General features: G+C 61.8%; 17 protein-coding genes and 1 tRNA gene. 1 reads left to right on the top strand and 17 read right to left on the bottom strand.

Features of this window, described 5'->3' with window-relative positions; genetic code table 11:
* Positions 1 to 745, top strand: a 745-nt coding sequence (locus H5U38_11845; GenBank protein MBC7187715.1) for a hypothetical protein, incomplete at its 5' end; no start/stop codon positions are given.
* A gap of 156 nt (positions 746 to 901) precedes the next feature.
* Here H5U38_11845 and H5U38_11840 read toward each other — a convergent pair.
* The 17 genes from H5U38_11840 to H5U38_11760 form a co-directional block, all read right to left on the bottom strand.
* A tRNA-Pro gene (locus tag H5U38_11840) sits at positions 902 to 979 on the bottom strand.
* Between the two features lie 70 nt (positions 980 to 1,049).
* The gene (locus H5U38_11835; protein ID MBC7187714.1) at positions 1,050 to 1,664 is read right to left on the bottom strand and encodes an XTP/dITP diphosphatase; all 615 of its coding nucleotides are present in this window, start codon (positions 1,662 to 1,664) and stop codon (positions 1,050 to 1,052) included.
* A 33-nt stretch (positions 1,665 to 1,697) separates the two neighbouring features.
* The gene (locus H5U38_11830; protein ID MBC7187713.1) at positions 1,698 to 1,895 is read right to left on the bottom strand and encodes a hypothetical protein; all 198 of its coding nucleotides are present in this window, start codon (positions 1,893 to 1,895) and stop codon (positions 1,698 to 1,700) included.
* 162 nt (positions 1,896 to 2,057) lie between these two features.
* Positions 2,058 to 3,218, bottom strand: a complete 1,161-nt coding sequence (locus tag H5U38_11825; protein ID MBC7187712.1) for a trypsin-like peptidase domain-containing protein — start codon at positions 3,216 to 3,218, stop codon at positions 2,058 to 2,060.
* 96 nt (positions 3,219 to 3,314) lie between these two features.
* Positions 3,315 to 3,917: a zf-HC2 domain-containing protein gene (locus H5U38_11820; protein ID MBC7187711.1), complete on the bottom strand. Its 603-nt coding sequence runs from the start codon at positions 3,915 to 3,917 to the stop codon at positions 3,315 to 3,317.
* A gap of 53 nt (positions 3,918 to 3,970) precedes the next feature.
* Positions 3,971 to 4,561 (bottom strand): sigma-70 family RNA polymerase sigma factor, encoded by a 591-nt coding sequence (locus tag H5U38_11815; protein MBC7187710.1) that lies wholly within the window; start codon positions 4,559 to 4,561, stop codon positions 3,971 to 3,973.
* 94 nt (positions 4,562 to 4,655) lie between these two features.
* A complete protein-coding gene (gene holA / locus H5U38_11810; GenBank protein ID MBC7187709.1) occupies positions 4,656 to 5,681 on the bottom strand; it encodes a DNA polymerase III subunit delta in 1,026 nt (341 codons plus the stop codon).
* 154 nt (positions 5,682 to 5,835) lie between these two features.
* Positions 5,836 to 7,314: a sodium-dependent transporter gene (locus H5U38_11805; protein MBC7187708.1), complete on the bottom strand. Its 1,479-nt coding sequence runs from the start codon at positions 7,312 to 7,314 to the stop codon at positions 5,836 to 5,838.
* A 36-nt stretch (positions 7,315 to 7,350) separates the two neighbouring features.
* Complete coding sequence (locus H5U38_11800) at positions 7,351 to 8,160, bottom strand: gamma-glutamyl-gamma-aminobutyrate hydrolase family protein (protein ID MBC7187707.1); 810 nt, start codon at positions 8,158 to 8,160, stop codon at positions 7,351 to 7,353.
* 9 nt (positions 8,161 to 8,169) lie between these two features.
* Positions 8,170 to 10,443: a hypothetical protein gene (locus H5U38_11795; protein ID MBC7187706.1), complete on the bottom strand. Its 2,274-nt coding sequence runs from the start codon at positions 10,441 to 10,443 to the stop codon at positions 8,170 to 8,172.
* Positions 10,444 to 10,665: 222 nt separating this feature from the next.
* On the bottom strand, positions 10,666 to 11,652 hold the full coding sequence (locus tag H5U38_11790; GenBank protein MBC7187705.1) for a hypothetical protein: 987 nt from the start codon (positions 11,650 to 11,652) through the stop codon (positions 10,666 to 10,668).
* A gap of 281 nt (positions 11,653 to 11,933) precedes the next feature.
* A complete protein-coding gene (locus tag H5U38_11785; protein MBC7187704.1) occupies positions 11,934 to 12,707 on the bottom strand; it encodes a hypothetical protein in 774 nt (257 codons plus the stop codon).
* A gap of 133 nt (positions 12,708 to 12,840) precedes the next feature.
* A complete protein-coding gene (locus tag H5U38_11780; protein MBC7187703.1) occupies positions 12,841 to 13,170 on the bottom strand; it encodes a phasin family protein in 330 nt (109 codons plus the stop codon).
* A 46-nt stretch (positions 13,171 to 13,216) separates the two neighbouring features.
* Entirely contained in the window at positions 13,217 to 15,124 is a 1,908-nt protein-coding gene (locus tag H5U38_11775) for a penicillin-binding protein activator (GenBank protein ID MBC7187702.1), read from the bottom strand.
* Positions 15,125 to 15,146: 22 nt separating this feature from the next.
* Positions 15,147 to 16,979, bottom strand: a complete 1,833-nt coding sequence (gene glmS / locus H5U38_11770; GenBank protein MBC7187701.1) for a glutamine--fructose-6-phosphate transaminase (isomerizing) — start codon at positions 16,977 to 16,979, stop codon at positions 15,147 to 15,149.
* A gap of 41 nt (positions 16,980 to 17,020) precedes the next feature.
* Positions 17,021 to 18,562, bottom strand: a complete 1,542-nt coding sequence (gene guaA / locus H5U38_11765; GenBank protein MBC7187700.1) for a glutamine-hydrolyzing GMP synthase — start codon at positions 18,560 to 18,562, stop codon at positions 17,021 to 17,023.
* Positions 18,552 to 18,777: 5'/3'-nucleotidase SurE (locus H5U38_11760; GenBank protein ID MBC7187699.1), on the bottom strand; the 226-nt coding region annotated here is incomplete at its 5' end. The genes guaA and H5U38_11760, both read right to left, overlap by 11 nt.

Genomic DNA, 18,777 nt, shown 5'->3' with positions numbered 1-18,777 from the left:
GGAGCGCAAGACTATGCAGAACACCAAGTGGCAAGGACTGGCCGCTGTCCTGGTTCTCATCGCGTTGGGGAGCAGTGCCGCCCAAACGAACTTCCAGGGTTCGGGGAACATTCTGCTCGGTTTCCCGCAGGGCAAGTTCAAGGAGAACGCCGCCAGCTTGGGCGGAGCGGCTGGTTTTGACTTTGCCTACTCGCCGGCGACCACACCGTTTGGGGTCGGAGCAGCCGTTGGCTTCATCATCTACGGGTCCGAAACCAGAAGGGAGATTGTCAAAACCAGCACTGCTGACTTCCCGGTGGACGTGACCACTACCAACGCGATCATTCAGGCGCACTTGATTGCCAGGGTTCAGCACAAGAACGGCCCGGTGCGGCCGTACCTGGAGGCAGCTTTCGGCCTCAATCACCTCACCACCGACACGAGCATCAGGGAAGTAGACGGATGGCACAGTGACGGTGATGATGGTGAGATCAGCACCAACAACATGGGCGACACCGCAGTGAGCTACGGCGGCGGTGCCGGGATCATGGTGAAGGTGCACGAGGGCCAAAAAGTAAGCAAATCGGGCAAACCCGGTATCTGGAACCTGCTTGTCGACACCCGCGTGCGTTACCTGGTGGGCGGAGACGCGCGCTACTTGAAGAAGGGCTCCATCAAGAGAGTGGACGACAAACTCGTCTATGACATCAAGGAGTCAGCCACAGACCTGTTGACCGTGCAGCTTGGCGTTACGGTGGAGTTCTGAAAAGAGTCTGGCGGCCCAACCCCTGCCCTGCGCACAGGTGGCGGCAATTTGCTGAATTCCTCCCAGCAGGCATAGGTCAAGAACGCGAGAGCCCCGCTCCCTACAGGGCGGGGCTCTTCTTCTATTTGGCTGCCACGGAGGGGCCACGTTGCCTCGTGGTCGGGGCGCCGAGATTTGAACTCGGGACCTCCTGCTCCCAAAGCAGGCGCGCTAGCCGAACTGCGCCACGCCCCGTCGTCTTATTGCTGATATACTAACGGCTGGCCTCTATCACCTGGCTCCGCCAAAGTTACTCCGCAAAACCTTATCCCCTTTGCTCATGGGTCTGCCATGTGGCAAGCAGCGCTTTCGCTTCCCGTAGCGCCTTGCCCCGATGGCTGAGCGCATTTTTCTGCTCAAGCGGCATCTCTGCGAACGTCAGTCCGAGCTCGGGCACCAGGAAAACCGGATCATAGCCAAACCCACCATTGCCCCTTGGCGCCGTGGTGATGCGCCCTTCGCACACCCCTTCCACCGTTTCGACGCGCTCGCCCTCAGCAATCGCGATCACGCACCGGAAGCGGGCAGTACGCTGCTCCTCTGGCACGCCATCCAGGTCACGCAAGAGCTTCCGCACGTTCTCGGCGTAGGTGGCAGCCGGTCCCGCATACCGACTGGAACATACTCCGGGAGCCCCTCCCAGGGCAGCCACTTCCAAGCCGGTGTCGTCGGCCAGCGCGACAAGACCCGTATGCTGGGCGATGGCCAATGCCTTCTTGATGGCATTGGCCTCGATTGTGGTGCCGTCTTCGAGCACTTCGGGCGCCCCAGGGAATTGCTCCAGCGAGAGGACCTCCCAGCCAACATCGGCCAGCACCTGCCGCATTTCCCGCACCTTGTCCAGGTTGCGGGTGGCCAAGACGAGTCTCTTCGCGCTCACTGCCACGGATGCGGGCTCCTCACCGCGCTGGGCTCAGCCAAGAATCTCCTTCTGCGTACACTTGCACAGGCCGACCACCCGCTCGGTGAACCGCCAGGCGCCGCTGCGGCCCCGTTGTTCGCTCACTACCACCAAATGGGGGGCCAAGAGCTCGCCGCACTTGGGGCAGCGCTTACCAAATTCCATCTTTGCCTTCGCCACCTTCGTGGCAAAGCTTCTATCCTTGCCCATCTATTCTCCTCCGTAACTTCTTGCGCCGCGCGCTCCCTATGCTGACCGATCCTTTCCGAAATTACACACTGCCCGGGAGCGAGCGACCGGTGGCGAATATACAAAAACAGGGTTAAAGAAACAACCGAAAAGAGCGTTGCCAGGGAGATGATGTGAAGCGCCCTATTCTTTCGGTGAGGAGCGGCGGAGGGAGCGAATCTCTTTTTCCAATTCCCCCAGGCGGCGTTGCAGTCTGCGCACGGTCTCTTCGAGGGTGCGCTGATCTGCGGGCCCGATGGTGGTCGGGGCGAGGTGCTGTTCCGGCATCGGCCACCCGGGCATGAAGCTCCCCCTCACTGCCACCTTTGGAGCGGCTGGCCGCTGCCCGACGGTCACCCGGAGGGAGAGCGGCTGCCCCTCGCGCTCCACCTCCAGCGTAACGGTGGACCCCGGCGCAGTAGCACGCACTGCCCGCGCAGCATCATCGCTGCCGGCGAGCTCTTTGCCGGCGAAGCGGAGGAGAATGTCCCCTTCGCGCACGCCCGCCTGGTGAGCCGGACCACCTTCGACAATCGCCGTCACCGTGGGTCTGTCCGAAGAGTCACGAGACATGACGGTGATCCCCAGCCAGCCGTCGCCCACGCTCTCCAGCTCAATGATGCGTTGCACTACGCTTCGCACCTGCTCGATTGGGTAGGCCAGCACGTAGCTTGGCGCGTCCCCTGCGGCAAGCAAGGAACGCGCATGGCCACGAGGGCCAACTGCCGCAGCAACCAGGCCCACGACCTCGCCTCTGGTGTTGAAGACCGGACTTCCGGCACTGCCAGCCGCCACCGAAGCAGAAAGCTGCATGAGCCCATCGTCGCGGAGGCCGTCCACCAGACCGAAGGAGACACTGGGCGACATGCCCAAGGAGCTGCCGATCACGGTCACCCATGAGCCGGAGCGCAGGTTCTGCGTGGACCCAAGGCGGGCGACGCGCGGCACTGTCGGAATGCGGATCACCGCCAGCCCTGCAGCGTGATCAGCACCGACAAAACTCGCTGGCACCATGCGTCCGTCGTACAGGCGCACCACAATTTCTTCCGCGTCCGCCACAACGGAGGTGCGGGTCACCACATGCCCGGAGTCGTCCACCACCAGACCTGATCCCACGTTGTGGAGGGTGACCGTGCGTCTGCTCCTCTTCTGACCCCACAGACCAAAAAGGCCTCCCTCTCGACGCTCCTCATAGCAGGTAATCACTTTCGCTGCAACCGAGACCACGGAGGGCTTGGCCTCATCTACTAATGCAGCGAGGTCGCGCTCCAACTCGCTGAGCAGTGGGGCCTGTGTCTGTGCCAACAGTGCCACCGGCACAGCGAGCCAAAAGCATGAGGCAAATGTGACGGCGGCAGTTTTCATGGTATGAAAACCTGGGGGCGGACTGCAGAAACGCGTTCAGAAGGACACAAGGCGAGGCTTCAGGCTCGCGGGCGGTGCCATCCCCGTCCTCTCGAGGCTGTCCATTGCCGAGAGTGGGCCGGTCGCAGGCTGCGAGCTCAGCGGGACGCCTTTGCCCAAGAGGACCGCGTCAATGGGCACCGAATCGAGCACATAGTTGACCCACACCCCGCTGCTGTCATCGAGTGTCGCGTCGACCGTCAGAGCGTGGGCGCTCTCCTCGCGCGACGAGGCCAATTGTTGGCCGTGGCGGAAGATGAGCAGAGCACCGAATGCCGCGAGGCAGAGGGCAACCACCGCCAGCGCAAAGGCAGGCACGCGCCACGAAGAAAAGGGCAGCGCGGCGAAGACCTTGCGCCACCGCGCTCGCTCAGCAGCACGGAGACGGGCGCGAAGGCCCGCGTCGAATCCTGGGGAGGTACACACGCGCGGAAGGTTGCGCAGCTGCACCCGCAACAGGCGAAGCTTCTGCACCTGGGATGCGCAATGCTCGCACTGCCGCAGGTGCTCCAGCAATCGCTGGCGGTCCCTCCCGCCGAGTTCCCCATCGACATAGTCCATGATGAGCGAAACAAAGTCGTCGCAATTACCCATAGCCATCTACCAGACAGTTCCTCCTGCCTCGTGCACCTTCCCACCGCCGACCGTCTGCGTCAATTGGCGGCTATTTCCTCCAAACGCTTCTGCAACCTGAGCCGCGCGCGGTTCACGCGGGACTTGACCGTGCCCAACGGCGCCTTGATTATTTCGCTGATTTCCTCATACGACAGCTCTTGGATGTCGCGCAGGATGATGACCTCGCGGAACTTGGGGGGCAGCCTGTCAATTTCACGTTGAATGATCGCCCCCTTCATGGTGCCGTCCACCTCCTGCTCCGGATCGAAGGCGCTGTCCTCAATCTCATAGTCCTTGTCCTCGCAGCCGAGTTGGGAGATGGCAAGCAGGCGGCGCCCTTTTCGCTTGCGCAACTCCGTCTTGGCCAAGTTGCCCGCGATGGTGTAAATCCACGTAGAGAAACGGGCGATGCGGCGGTACGAATGCTTGTTGCGATACAAGCGTACGAACGTGTCCTGAACAATATCTTCGGCCTCCTCGCGGTTGCCGACGAAACGGCAGACAAAGTTCATCAGCTGGTTCTTGTACCGCCGGACGAGCACGTCGAAAGCGTAAAGGTCGCCGTTCTGAAACTTGGCGATCAATTCCTCGTCAGTGGGATGCAACCCTGCTCTGTTCTCTTTTGTCATGGTCGCATTCACGCTACTTTAACGGCCATGCGGAAAACAAAGTTCCGCAGATTTTCCGGGGTCTGTCCTTCGGGCCGCAGTTCTTGTGTTCTGGTCACTGCACTGCCGCGCGGGTGGCAGGCTGGCGCTCGCCCACAAGCCGCACCAGCAATAGTTCTAACACCAAACGGCCCCGATTCCTGTGGGCGCCAGTCTTCAACGCATTGTCGGTGGTCAGCAGCAGCTCGAAGGCCGCACGCAGTTCCTCCGGCGTGAACCTCTTGCTCTGCTCCACGTACTTGTCAACGAAGTAAGGTGGAACATCCAGCTTTTCGGCAAGCTCGGGAGCTGGAATGCGCCCGGCCAGGCCGCGGGCAATGGTCAGGAGCCGGAAATGGCGCGCTATGCTGGCGAGCACAGCCGTCGGCGCTTCGCCCGCCTCGAGCAGGTGGCGCAGGATGAGATGCGCGGAGCGCAGGTCCCTCCTGCCCACGCTGTCGCAGAGCTCAAAGACCGTGAATCCCCTGGTCACGCCGATGGTGTTCGCCACGTCATCCTCGGCTATGGCAGTGCGAGGGTAGATGTTCATCAACACCTTGGTCAGCTCGCTGGCTAAGGCGCGGAGTGAATTGCCCGTGCACGCATGCAGGAGGCGCAGGGCCTCTTCGCTAATGGACACCCCCTGCTCGGCGAGATAGCTCCTCACCCACGCCTGGGCGCGGGAGTCCCTTAACCCCTTCAGCTCCACCAGAGTCGCCTGCTCGCGCAGAACGCGTGCCCCCTGGCGGCGAAGGTCCAAAGACTCGCCCATCAGCACCAGGCACGTGGTGGGGCAGGGTCGCCGCGCATAGGAGGCCAGCAACTGCAGCCCTGCGGAAGTCAGCCGCTCCGCCTCCTTCACCACCACGACACGATGGGTCGCCGCCATGGGGTAGGCAGAGGCGGCGTTGACCATGCTCGCAGCATCCGCCTCGCTCGCGTAGAAGACGTCAAGGTTGAACTGCTCGGCGCCCGGTTCCAACAGGCTGCCTATCAGCCGCCGCAGCAAATCCTCGGCAAGAAAATCCTCCGGGCCCAGCAAAAGGTAGATGCTGCCGATGGTCCCTTGTTCGATCTGCGCCCGGGCCTCCCAGTAGTCCACGATCGTGCCTCCCTTGGAATCTCCGCTCTTCCGCCTTACTCCTCTTCTCCCTCCGCGGCCTCATCCTGCTCCCTGCTCACGCGCACCAAGAGGTAGGCAAATGTGCCCCACACTCCGCCGAGCATGATCACCATCATCGCGATGCCGAGCGCACTCATATCCGGTCCCCTCCACCCAGGAAACGTCGTGCAAGGAATCTATTCGCGACCAGGAGCACCCCAATGCCTATGCCCCATTGCACCAGACAGGTGCCCAAGCTGAAAGCCCGGAGCGGGTTCCACCAGGACTGGGGCTCGAACACGACGATGGACTGATAGAACCACCAGGCGACCAGCGCGACGAACTCGGCAGGAATCACGAAGCGCAGCAAGACGTCCCACCAGCGCCCGACCCGCACCCCTGCACCCGGAGCGTTGATGAGCTCCTCCCTAAACCTCTGCACGCCGTAGCGGTTCACCGCAATTGCGAAGAAGAACCCGCACACCAACAGGCCCAATCCCCATGCCCAATCCTGGTTCTCAAGAAAGGAAAGGTGGAAGGCCGAGGGAAGGCCAGCCAGGAAGCCGAAACCAGCCGCCACGCTGACCGCCGTGCGCCGCCTCATCCCTGCATCTACCAGGTTGCAGGTGGCTAACTCCAACATGCTAACGAGGGAAGTAATTGCCGCCATGCTCAGGGCGAGGAAAAAGACGACCATCAGCCATCTGCCACCTGGGCACACGGCGAAGAGCCTGGGTACCCAAAGGAAGGCCATGCCGGTACTGGCCGGACCCGGCTCGCGGAGAACCTCGCCCGGCTCAAGTCCCAGACCAGGGGCCAAGGCAAACACCGCCGGAAAAAGGCCCAGACCCACGAGCAGTGAGGCACTGTTGTTGCCAAAACCCACGATCAGCGAGTTCAGCGGCACATCTTCGCGCTTCCGCGAATAAACGGCGTAGGTCAGGAACAGCCCCCACCCGGCGCCCGTGCTCCAGGCAGACTGCGTGAGGCCTTCAAGCCACACGCGGTAGTGGGCCAAGACACTCCACCTGGGCCGGAAAAAGAACTCCAAACCGCCAACAGCTCCTGGCAAAGTCAAGGCGCGAGCGGCAGCGATTGCTAAGAGTACGAACAGGGAGGGTATGAGCACCTTGTTAACCCGCTCGATTCCTCTTGCCACACCGCCGTAAAGGATGGCAGCCGCTATGGCCATGGCACCAAGATGAAAAAGGGATGGTTGCCAGGGGTGAGCGATGAAGGTCTCCCAATAAAGGCGCGTGTCGACCCCGCTCAACCCGCCGGCTAACGCGGTCGCCAGGTATCTGAGGCACCAGCCGGTGACCACCGAATAGTAGCACATGATGGCCACCGTACACAGTGCCACAAACCCGCCCATCCAGGCACTTCGTCGGCCCGTCAGGGAAGCAAATGCGCCGACCGTGCCGCGGCGCGTGGCCTTGCCGATTGCCGATTCGGCCATCAGCAAAGGGATGGACCAGAGCAGCAGAGCCAGTAGCCAGGGGATGAGGAAGGCGCCGCCCCCATTCTTTGCCGCGATGCGCGGGAAACGCCAGATGTTGCCGGTGCCGATGGCCATCCCCAAGGCGGCTGCCACCAATCCCCAGCGCGAAGAAAACCGTTCCTGCCTGGCCATGCGCAGCTCCCTCTGCCTGATCAGCTCCTCGCTCGCTTACCTCCTGGCGTGCGCCCTTCGCCGCACGGCGTCGAGGAACGCAGCAAAAAGCGCGCGCTGCCGCTCGTCGTCACTCATCCGCTCTGGGTGCCATTGCACCGCGATCGTAAAAAAGTCCTCTGGCACCTCAATGGCTTCTACCACGCCGTCGGGTGCGGATGCCACCACGCGCACCGCGTCAGCCACTCGCCGAATGGCCTGATGGTGGAAGGAGTTGACCTCTGTCTCCACGCACCCAAGAATCTGGGCAAGCTGGGAATCGGCAGCTATGCGCACGCGGTGTCTGGCGCCAAGCGGATTTCCCGCGGCTTGGTGCTGCACGGCCCCAGGAATCATGGTTGGAATGTCCTGGTACAGGCTGCCGCCCAAAGCCACGTTGATGGACTCGCACCCGCGACAGATGCCAAAAATCGGCAATCCCGCGCGGCGCGCCTCGGCGATGAGCACCCGCTCGAACACCGTCCGCTGTCGGTCGGTCTTCCAGCGCGGGTCAAGCTGCGTTTCGCCGTATGCTTCTGGATCGATGTCGTCCCCTCCAGTCAGCAGGAGCCCGTCCATCCTGGAAACGTAGCTTGCCACAAGCAGCGGGTCAGCGACCGACGGCAGGACCACCGGTGCCACACCCGCATCGCTCAGCGGCCGCACGTAGTCGCAATTGACGAAGTAAAGGTCATGCCCGCGCGAAAAGCCCCGATCGTCGTCCACTGGGCTGTAGTCGCAGGTAAGGCCGACAATTGGCGCCACCTTTCTTTCCTGGTACTGGTGCACTCTTCCCTCCGCTTTTCCCTCACGCACTCTGTCAGTCATCCGCTTTTCTCACTTCCTCTCCTGCTGGCGAAGCATCGGATAGAAGAGAAGCCTGGGCAGCAGAAAGAGCACCGTCACCGCCAGGAGAATATTGATGCCTGTGGAGCTCGTTACCGGCACCCGTTGCCACCAGAAGGCTGCCGCCAAGAGGGCAAGTCCAATCACGAGCCATGCCGTCAGTAGAGCGGTCATGCGCTGCTTGGCCCACTGCGCGAGCACGCGCGGCACGTTGAAGAACAAATCGAAGACAAGGTGCTCCAGCAAGGCTCCCTTCTCGCCAAAGACGGGTATGATGCGCACCGTATTGGTGGCCCAACGGCTCGCCATGAATCGCGCCAAAGCCGGGTAGGTGGTGACCATCTGGAATGGGAACGCTAAGTAGCCAATGTATTTGACGAACGAGACCGGAGCTGCAACCATGTAACTCCGGAAGTCTCGCTCTTTTGCCATCAGGTACACCACGTAAGCCCCTCGGCAGAGAGAGCCAGGAGAGATAGGTACCACTTGAAAAAAGCCCACCGCCAGGGTGAAGCGGGCCAGAGCATTCGCCCAGGAGGCACCGGCAAGAAGCGCCGACACCGCCAGGACACTCCCGACGATGACTGAGACCACCTGCGTAACGGGCAAGGTGGCCATGTGCACGCCCAGGCACTTGAGGTATTTGACGATGAACGGGTCGCGTACATGGGCTAAGATGGTCTGGCGCTCGCCCTCGTCCAACATCCCTTCCTGGTATCCTTCCTCCACCATGTCGGTGAACCACTTCTCCCGGAACGCCGCGTCGCGGAAAAAGGAGCGGAGAAACGAGACGGCATTGCGGACTCGCGCCACGACGTAGCCCGGTTCCGCAACCATACGGTGCACGCGGGGAGGAAGCCACCCTAACGTGATTCTTTGCAGCCAGAACAGCCATGGGTGGGAAAGCAGCGTACGCGTGCGTTGCTCGCCGCTGCGCCCGCTGCGGTGCCACTCCACAAGCCTCGCCGCTACGCCACTTCTGAGGGCCCGCCGCAGGTAGTCGTGGTCCTGCAGCATTTGTCGCACGTGCGCACGGTAGGAGCTATTGCCCCATAGGCGGCGCACCAGCCGACCGAGCAGGGGTACTGCACCCAACACGTAGAACCGGGCAAAGCGCCAGGCTGAACTGCGCAGACGTTCCGCAAACTCCGCATCGACGAGCTCCTTGACGAGGTAGCCCTGCACCAGCCCTTCACGAACCTCCCTGCGGAGCGCGCCATCGAAAAGGAGCCGCGGGCCATGGTGGGCAATATCGGGCATGGAGCGCCGGTACTGTCGGTCATAGCGCTCAAATGCGTCGATGAGTGGCAGCAGCTCGCCGTTTCGCTGGTCAAGGGCCGCTGCATAGGTGCGCAGCTGCTGGTAGTTGCAGCGGTCGAACTGCACCAGCGAGCCACGTGCCAGCCCCTCAAAAATGAGGGTCACGTCCCGCGGGTTCATGGGCAGGAACGGCAGGACCGCCAGCCCCGCCCGGAAATCCACGGCGCAGAGCCCCGCGGCAGGGTGGTTATCGGCATCCAGCCGCTTCAAGACATTGGGCTGGCTTTTCATCGTCCACCATTCGTACTGGCGCGCCAGCTCGTGGCCGCCCATGCGATGCAGCAGCTGCACAAACCTGGCCATGAACTGCCTTTTGGCCACGTACTCCGGGCTACCGGTTTCTTCTGGGCATATCTTTTTCCACTTGCGGCGCAAGCGCAGGCGGGTATCCGGCTCCAGACGCCAGACGCGGCCATCGACCCATTCCAACACCTCGCCGTACGCGTGCAGGCCCGGCTCAAAGAACGAAGCATACACGTCCACAACCCGGGTCTCTTCGCCAAACTCGTGCGCAGCAGCTTGGCGCACAATTTTCTGCCACAGCAGTCCAGCGCGGCACGCAGCAGCGCTCACCTGCGCACTAAACGGCGCCTGAAAGCCCAACCAGTAGACAAAGTCGCGGAAATGTCGAGAGAAGCGCGAAGGAGGCACCAAGATCTTCAGGGCGTACACGCGCCCGGGTGCAAGGCCAGGCACGCTACTGTCGGGCCCGTCGACTTCCTCCAACACTGCCTTGTACACCTGCCCAGCAAATCCCCCGCCCACGAATTTCACAATCCGAAAGCATGCGCTGCAGGTCTGCTCAGGCCAAACGGTGGTAAGCTCCAGCCTCAACACATCGTCGGTATCGTAGCGGAGAGGATGATAGCCCACTGCCAACTCAGCCTGCTGGGCTATCTGCACAAGCTCCTTGCAAAGCTCACGAGAGTAGTCGGAATTACGCATTGCTCCTTAGGTCTTTCCCGGTGAGCAGAGGAGGACTGGTTATGCCCGTCGCGGCCTCTGTATCCAGCCTTCTCCGAGCAAAGCGGCCCACCGCACAAAAACGTGACCTTCACTCCTTCCGCGGCAACGCGAGTGACCCGTCCACCATACCCCACGATTGCTCCCAGGGCATGCTGAGCCGCGGAACCCCTTTGGAACTCCCTTTTCTGGTGCGGATGAAGCTTAGAAGAAGATGCGAATCTCGCGTTTCTCCGGGGGGCCTGCCGTCACCCCTTCGGCAATGTTGTATCGGAGAGTCACCTCTCTGCTTCCCTGCCCCAGAAGAGCAGCCAGCCTCGTCACGACCTCGCGCACCTCTTTGGCCTTTTGCGCGGCCTCAATCGTGCATTCCATCTCCACGCGCGCCCGGCCCTGTTCAGACGGGGGAAGAATGACGCTCGCCACCCGGTAGTTGTCGGCTTGCAGTCGCTCCACTACCTTCTGCGCCAGGAGGTCACCCTGCCCCCTGCTGGCAAACACGATCACTTTGTAGGCTGCATTCTCCTGCATCAGCTGCTTTCTGGCGGTTTCCTCCAGCAGTGAGGTCCCGTTGGCATTGGCCTCATCCCCCATAAGGGCCTCAGATGCCCCACTGCGCGACGCTGGCAGCGGGGGAACCACGCCGACCGCGCCACTCATGGCAGCGATCCGTGCTTCCATTTGCCGCAGGGCATCTTCTGACTTGCGAATCTGGGCATCCAGCTCGCCCACCAACTCCTTGTAGAATGCAGCCTGCGTCTGCAGCTCCTGTGCCGCTTGCTCCGCCTTCGCTGCCTTACTCATGGCTGCACGGAACTCGCTTGTCAACATCGCCCGCACCGTCAAATGAATCAGCACAAGCCCGAGGACCACCCCTACCGCCATGGCGATCCAGAAGCGCTTGCGCATCCAGGGAACAAGCTCGCCACGGAGATCCAGCAGCAGCTGCGTGCGCAGCCGACGGAAATCGCCGGCCGGGGCTGCCTGAGCACCATCGTCCTGCGCTGCTTGGGGCACCTGCTCCTTTGGGAGGGCATCGGCTGCCTCGGTGGCCCACAGTTCTGCCGCATGTGCCTTCCGTCCACGCAGCAGGCCGTTCCTCAGCACGAATATCCGCTCATCCGCCGTGGTCAGGAACTTGGAAGAACAGAGCGAGCACGAGTAGTACCTGCTGTGGCGCAGTAGGCGCATCCACCATTTGCGTGAAATGCGCCTCGCGGTGCGATTCTGGCAAACTGGACAGACCCTATCGTTCGATTTGTGCGCTTCGTCCATGGGTTCCTCACATTTCCATGCCAGGTGACGCCTTCCCAGTCGCATCTGAAGCAACAGTCAGAGCGCCGCGTTCAAGCGGTGGAAAATTTACACAATAAAACCAATTAAGCAAGCAAAAAAAGCCCCCGGCCCCGGTGGACAAGCAAAAGGGCCGTCAATAGCTGACGGCCCTCAGATACTCCGGAATGCGGTAGCAATCAGAAGGAAATGGCGTAGCCGGCCATAAGCTGCAGGTCAGGAGCCCCGTCGTCCAGTCCAATCCCCAGGGCACCCCGCAGGCGACCGTTGCCCACCTTGTAGTCGGCACCTGCACTCAGGAGCATATAGTCTCCCTCTGTGTGCATCACCAACTCGCCCACAAGGTGAAGGAGGCCACTGAGCGGGTAGATGGCTCCGGCGCCAAGGTTGAGGTAGTTTTCGTGAGAAGTCTTCTCTTCGACTCGACCGGTCTGCAAGTCCACGTCGTAAGTGGTGGTCTCGTAGAAGATGAGGCCCAGGGTGCCGGTGATGACCATGCCATTCTGCAAGGCATAGCGCAGCGCACCAAAGCCACCGAAGTTGAGGTTGCCGGCGCCAATATCCTCGGAGCCAATGGGCAGCGTCACCATGGCGCCGACGGAGCCGTTGAACTGCTTGCTGTTGGCGAGATTGTAGCGGCCATACACCTCAAGGTCGGAGATGCCCGACTGCCCATCACCATGTTCCGGCGACGAGCTCACATAGGAGAGTGCCCCTTCCACCTCGATCTTGTCGTTGATGGGGAACCCGCCCTGCGGGCCGACGCTGAAGATGCTGCCACCCTCGTAATCGGAGTAGACCAACCCCGCCTGACCATAGGGCGCCTTGGCAATGGGCGAGTCAAAGAAGTACGACTGGAAGAGCCGCACCGACTGTGTGTTGGTCTGCGCAAGCAGCGGCAGAGCCGCCGCGAGTACGACCAATCCTACAAGGACAACCACTCTGTTCCGCATGGTGCCTCCACTTGTTCTGTTCAAAGCCTGACTTTCTGCAGCACGGGAAAATGTACCACTCTGCCGCACCATTTGCAAGCCATTTCTGGCCCCGGTGGTTGGTCTGAGTCATGGACTGCCGGCGCCCCCTGGCTCAAGCCTTCTTGAGTGAGGCAATTTCTTTGCGCAGCTCAGCGATCTCGTTGCGCATCGCCTGCACCTGTTCGTTGAGCTGTTCGATGTCCTTCTGGAACTTTGGCTTGAGCCTCTCGGTTGCTTTGCCCACTTCCTCGTCGATCCACCCGCGGACCTGGCGGGAGTAGGCGTCAATCTTGTCGGCGGCCTCCTTGACGAACTTTGCCCGGTCCGCCTCGGCGACCTCGCCCCGCTTGACCAGGTCGTCCACCAACTCCTCCACTTTTTCCTTGGTCAGGCTCACGGCGCCGATTCCCGCCAGCACTAGCTTCTTCAATGTTGCTTCCATATGTCTTCCCTCCTCTTGTTTCGGGGCAGTGCCCCGCCATGGCCCGTCAGCGGAGTCGCACGATCGTGCCATTCTTAAACTGGAGTACCACAGCGTCGTTGCACACGCGCGTGCCGTCACGGAATGAGATGGTGCCCTTCAGCCCCTGGAAATCGCTGACCCCCTGCATGACCCGCATGAACGCATCGCGGGATATGCCGCCGTCGCCCATGACTTTGAGAATCAGCCGCATGGTGTCGTAGCCAAAGACATCCATTTCGCCCGGGCTGGTCCCCATCGCTAGGCGAAACGCGTCGCGGAAGGCAGCATACTCGGCGCTCCGTTCGTCGATGTGATGAGCGGCAACGAAGATGGCACCCTCCACGTGGTCGCGATTGGCCCGCAGCTGTTCCAGGTCGTCCCAGTAGCTCCCGCCCAGGACCTGCGCCTTGATGTTGCGCAGAGCAAACTGCGGCACCACCACGGGAATATGGTCATTGTAAATCGGGAAGAAGACCGCATCAATTCCGGTGGCTACTATTTCCGTGGACTCTAACATCGACTTACCTTCCTCGGAGTGGGCGCGCGAGGCGCTCACTTCCTGCTGCCACGCAGCCTCAAACTCCGCGCCGGTGGGTGTGCGGCCCTGCTTGGCAAGCTGCGCTTGCAGCGCAGACCTGAGCCCCTGCTCTCGAATGCTTGCCAACTGGCGCCCGAGGTCCACGGCGCCCTCGTAGTACCACTTCTGGGCAACGACCACGCCACCAAGCGCGTCCACAGTCTGCACAAAGGCATCGGTGAGCATCATGCCGTAGCGATCGCGTGGGGCCAGGGTAGCAAAGGTGCGCAGGCCGAGTTCTTGCACTGCGTAGCGCGCCAGCTGGCTGCCCTGACGGTCCAGGTCGGCATTGAGTTGAAAAATTCCCTCCCCTACCAGCGTCAGACCGTTTTCGGTGCTCACGGGGATCAACAGGGGCACGCGCCTGGGAGCCAGAGCGGTGGCTATCGCCGCACTCACGCTGCCCTCCAGCTCCCCCACCACGCACAGTACGGCCGGATCCATGGCAAGCTGCTGAGCGGCGAGCACTGCCTTGACTGCGTCGCTTTCGGAATCCCGCACCACCAGCTCTACAGCAGGCTTTGCCTGCTCGTTGACTTCTCTCAGCGCGTAGCGCATGCCCCGCAGCACTGCTCTGCCCTGCTCGCCAAAGTAGCCGCTCAAGGGGAGGATGACCCCAACCTTGGCGCGACCTGCGGTCTCCGATTGCGCTGCCTCCAGAAGCGCACGTACTCTGCTCGACTGCTGGCTCCTTGGGTACAACTCCACGAAGCGCTTCAGGCGCCTGAGAGCATCCTCCCGCTGCCCACTCTGCAACTCGCGCTCGGCCAGCTTGATGGTGAGCAGCGCCCGCGACCGCTCCCGCGCATAGTCCACTTCCAACCTCTTCAGCTCATCGAGCGAGAGATGGGCCCTGGCCAAGGCGTCCAACTGTCTGGCCGCTGCCGCACGCAGTCTTTCATCCTGGCTCCCGTCCAGGACCAGCATGTACTCCCTGGCCGCCTCGAACGCATTGCCCAAATAAAACCAGTTCCAGGCCATGACCGCATGGGCGTCGTCGACGTAGCTGCTCCATGGATAGCGGTCGACAAGTTCCTGGGCGTATTGGTTTGCCTCGCGATAGGCACCGAGCTTCTGCAGGCTCTTGGCATACATCAGGTAGGCGGCGGTGACCCTCTGGCTCGCCGGCACTGCCGCCACCAGCGCGGCGAAGCGGAGGCGCGCCTGCTCATACTCCCCGTTGCGGTAGAGAATGAGCCCCTCGCTGAACGATTTTTCGGCGTCCTCTGAGTATTGGACTTGCTGCCAAAGCAACGACCCTGACGAGCCAGACCGACCCGCCAGGCCACGGGCCGCGGCAACGGTGAGCACCACACTCAGCAGCAAGCGCCAGACACCGATTCTTCGGTCGCGCATAGCGTTCATCAGGCTCCTCAGCTTATTCAACTGTCACACTCTTTGCCAAGTTGCGCGGCTGGTCCACGTCACAGCCGCGCAATACCGCCATGTGGTAGGCAAGCAGCTGCAGGGGGATGATGGTGACGATCGGCGAAAGGAACTCCAGCGTGTCCGGCACATAGATGACATGGTCCACAAGGGAGGCGATCTCGGTGTCCCCCTCGCTGGCAATGGCGATCACCCTGCCTCGCCGCGCCTTCACCTCCTGGATGTTGCTCACGATCTTGTCATAGGTCGAATCCTTCAGGGCCAGAAAGACCACAGGCATATCCTCGTCGATGAGAGCAATGGGCCCGTGCTTCATCTCCGCAGCCGGATACCCCTCGGCATGGATGTAAGAGATTTCCTTCAACTTGAGAGCCCCTTCCAGCGCCACAGGAAAGTTGTAGCCCCGCCCTAAGTAGAGAAAGTTTCTGCAATCCAGGTATTCGCGGGCGATCTCACGAATGAAGTCGCTGTTCTCCAGCACGCGCGCCACTTTGCTCGGCAGGGCCTTCAGCTCGGCGACGATCTCCCTCCCCTTGGTGTTCGAGATGCTCTTCATTCTCCCCAACAGGAGGGTCATCAGCGCCAGCACGGTTACCTGAGAGGTGAAGGCCTTCGTCGAAGCGACGCCGATTTCGGGGCCCACGTGTAGGTACACGCCAGCGTCGGTCTCGCGAGCGATACTGGAGCCGACCACGTTGCAGATGCCATAGACCTTGGCCCGTTTGCGCTTGGCCTCGCGCACCGCAGCCAAGGTATCGGCCGTCTCGCCCGACTGGCTGATGACGATGACCACCGTGTCGCGGTCGATGATGGGGTCGCGGTAGCGGAACTCGGAGGCATATTCCACTTCCACGGGTGTGCGCACCAGGTCTTCGAACATGTACTCGCCGATGAGCGCCGCGTGCCACGATGTGCCACAGGCGGTGATGAGGATGCGGCGCGCATAGAGCAGAGAATCGATATCGTGCTCAATGCCCCCGAGGCGCGCGGTGCCCTCCTCTTCCAGGATGCGGCCACGCATGGTGTCCATGATCGTCTGCGGCTGCTCCATGATCTCCTTGAGCATGAAATGGGGGTAGCCGCCCTTTTCTATGCGCTCCAGGTCGATGCTCACCTCTTCCACTTTGCAGTCGACCACCACATCGGAGAGCGTGCGGGCAACCATCCCGTCTGGGCGCAGCTCCACCACATCCCCATCGTTCAGATAGGTGACATTGCGCGTGTACGGGACCACAGGAGTAAGATCTGAGGCCACGAAGAATTCCTGGTTGCCCACGCCGACCACGAGCGGGCTCCCCTGCCGCGCCGCCACCACCGTGTGAGGCTCCGTGGCCGAAACCACCGCCAGCCCGTAAGTCCCTTTGACCACCTTCAGGGCGGCACGGACGGCCTCCTCGAGGGTGCAATTGTCTCCGTAAAAGGCCTCGATGAGGTGGGCAATGACCTCGGTGTCGGTGTCACTGCGGAACGTATGCCCAGCCTTTTGCAGCTCCGCTTTCAGGACGGCATAGTTTTCGACAATGCCGTTATGGACCACGGCGATGCGCCGGTGGCAATCGGTGTGGGGATGCGCATTGGTCTCGTTCGGGATCCCATGGGTGGCCCACCTGGTGTGCCCAATACCCACCGTGCCCAATGGGTGCTTATCGCCGATGCGATGCTCAAGCTCGCTCACCTTCCCCGCATGCTTGGCGAACCAGAGGCTTCCCTGGTCCACAACCGCCAGACCGGCCGAGTCATAGCCCCGGTATTCGAGGCGTTTCAGGCCATCCAACAAGACCGGCACAGCCTGGCGCCTTCCGACGTAGCCAACTATGCCGCACATGTCGCCCCCATCACTGGTTCTTTGCCTTCCTGAGCAGTCTCTTACTCCCACTCGATCGTGCTGGGGGGTTTGGAACTGACGTCGTACACTACGCGGTTCACCCCCCTCACGCTATTGATGATGCGATTTGACACGGCCGCAAGGAGTTCATGGGGCAAGCGCGCCCAATCGGCGGTCATTCCGTCCTGGCTGGTGACTGCGCGCAAGGCCACCACCGCCTCATAGGTGCGCTCATCGCCCATCACCCCCACTGAGCGCACCGGCAGCAGCACAGCAAACGCCTGCCACACCCGGTCGTACCAGCCGCTTTCGCGCAGGGCGTCAATGAAGATCTTGTCGGCCTGTTGCAAGAGAGCCACCCTTGCGGGGGTCACCTCGCCGGGTATGCGCACGGCCAGTCCTGGTCCAGGAAAAGGATGCCGGCCCAACAACCTCTCCGGCAGGCCCAACTGACGCCCCACCTGCCGCACTTCGTCTTTGAAAAGCTCCCGCAACGGCTCTATCAGACGCAGCCCCATCCTCTCCGGGAGACCGCCCACGTTGTGGTGGGTCTTGATCTTGGCCGACGGCCCCCGGGTGGAGGTGCTCTCGATCACGTCCGGGTAGAGGGTACCCTGCACAAGGAACTCCACCCCTTGCACGCGGCGCGCTTCCTCCTCGAACACGCTGATAAACTCGGCCCCGATGACCCGCCGCTTCTCCTCCGGATCGGTCACTCCCCGGAGTTTGCTGAGGAAACGCTCCGAGGCATCGACGAAGCGAAAGTCAAAGGGGAAGCCTTGCGAAAAGGTCGCCCGCACTTCGTCGGCTTCGCCTTGCCGCAGCAGCCCGGTGTCCACGAACACGCAGGTCAGTTGCTTGCCGATGGCGCGGGCCGTGAGCACAGCCGCCACGGACGAGTCCACGCCGCCGCTCAGGGCACAGATGGCACGTCGGTCGCCCACCTGCTGGCGAATGTTGGCCACCGTCTGTTCGATGAAAGAGCCGGCCGACCAGCCTCCCGCGCATCCGCACACTCGATGGAGGAAATTCCACAAGATCTCCCTGCCCTTTGCGGTGTGGACCACTTCCGGGTGGAACTGCAGACCGTAGATTTTCCCCTTCGCGTCGCCCACCGCCGCAATTGGTGCATCGACAGTATGCGCCAGCACCTGAAAGCCGGGCGGCAGTTTGACCACTTGGTCGCCATGACTCATCCACACGCGCTGGCGCCCCCCCAGGCCTGCGAAGAGCTCATCGTGCTGGTCCACGAAGAGCTCAGCATGACCATACTCACGCGTGGCAGCACGAGCGACCTTGCCGCCCAACAGGTGGGCAGTCACCTGCAAGCCGTAACAGATCCCCAGAATGGGGATGTCCAACGAAAAGATACCCGGGTCCGGGTGCGGGGCACCAGGCTCAAAGACCGAGGCAGGCCCACCGGACAAGATTAGCCCCCGCGGCCCCAGCCTTTGCACCTCCTCTGCCGGCACGTCGTAGCGCACAATACGGGAGTAGACCCCTACCTCCCTGATGCGCCGCGCGATCAGCTGCGTGTACTGCGAGCCAAAATCCAGAACTAAGATGAACTCCTCACCCACCATCTTTCCCCCCGCTCCAGGCAATGTGCCAGCGCTTCAACTCTTCGATGAAGGCATAGTTGGTGAGGTCGTAGTGGATGGGCGTGATTGAGATCTTGTTTTGCAGAATGGCCCCGTCGTCAATCGACTCGTCGGTTTCCGGGTCGACCTTGGTGCCGGTGAGCCAGTAGTAGGCACGCCCTCGGGGGTCGCGGCGCATCTGGTATTGCTCACGATAC

It is taken from the genome of Calditrichota bacterium (assembly GCA_014359355.1).
Classification (GTDB): Bacteria; Zhuqueibacterota; Zhuqueibacteria; order JANLFK01; family Oleimicrobiaceae; genus Oleimicrobium.
The sequence above is the reverse complement of the archived record's forward strand: the minus strand, read 5'-3'. Positions and strand labels throughout refer to the sequence as shown.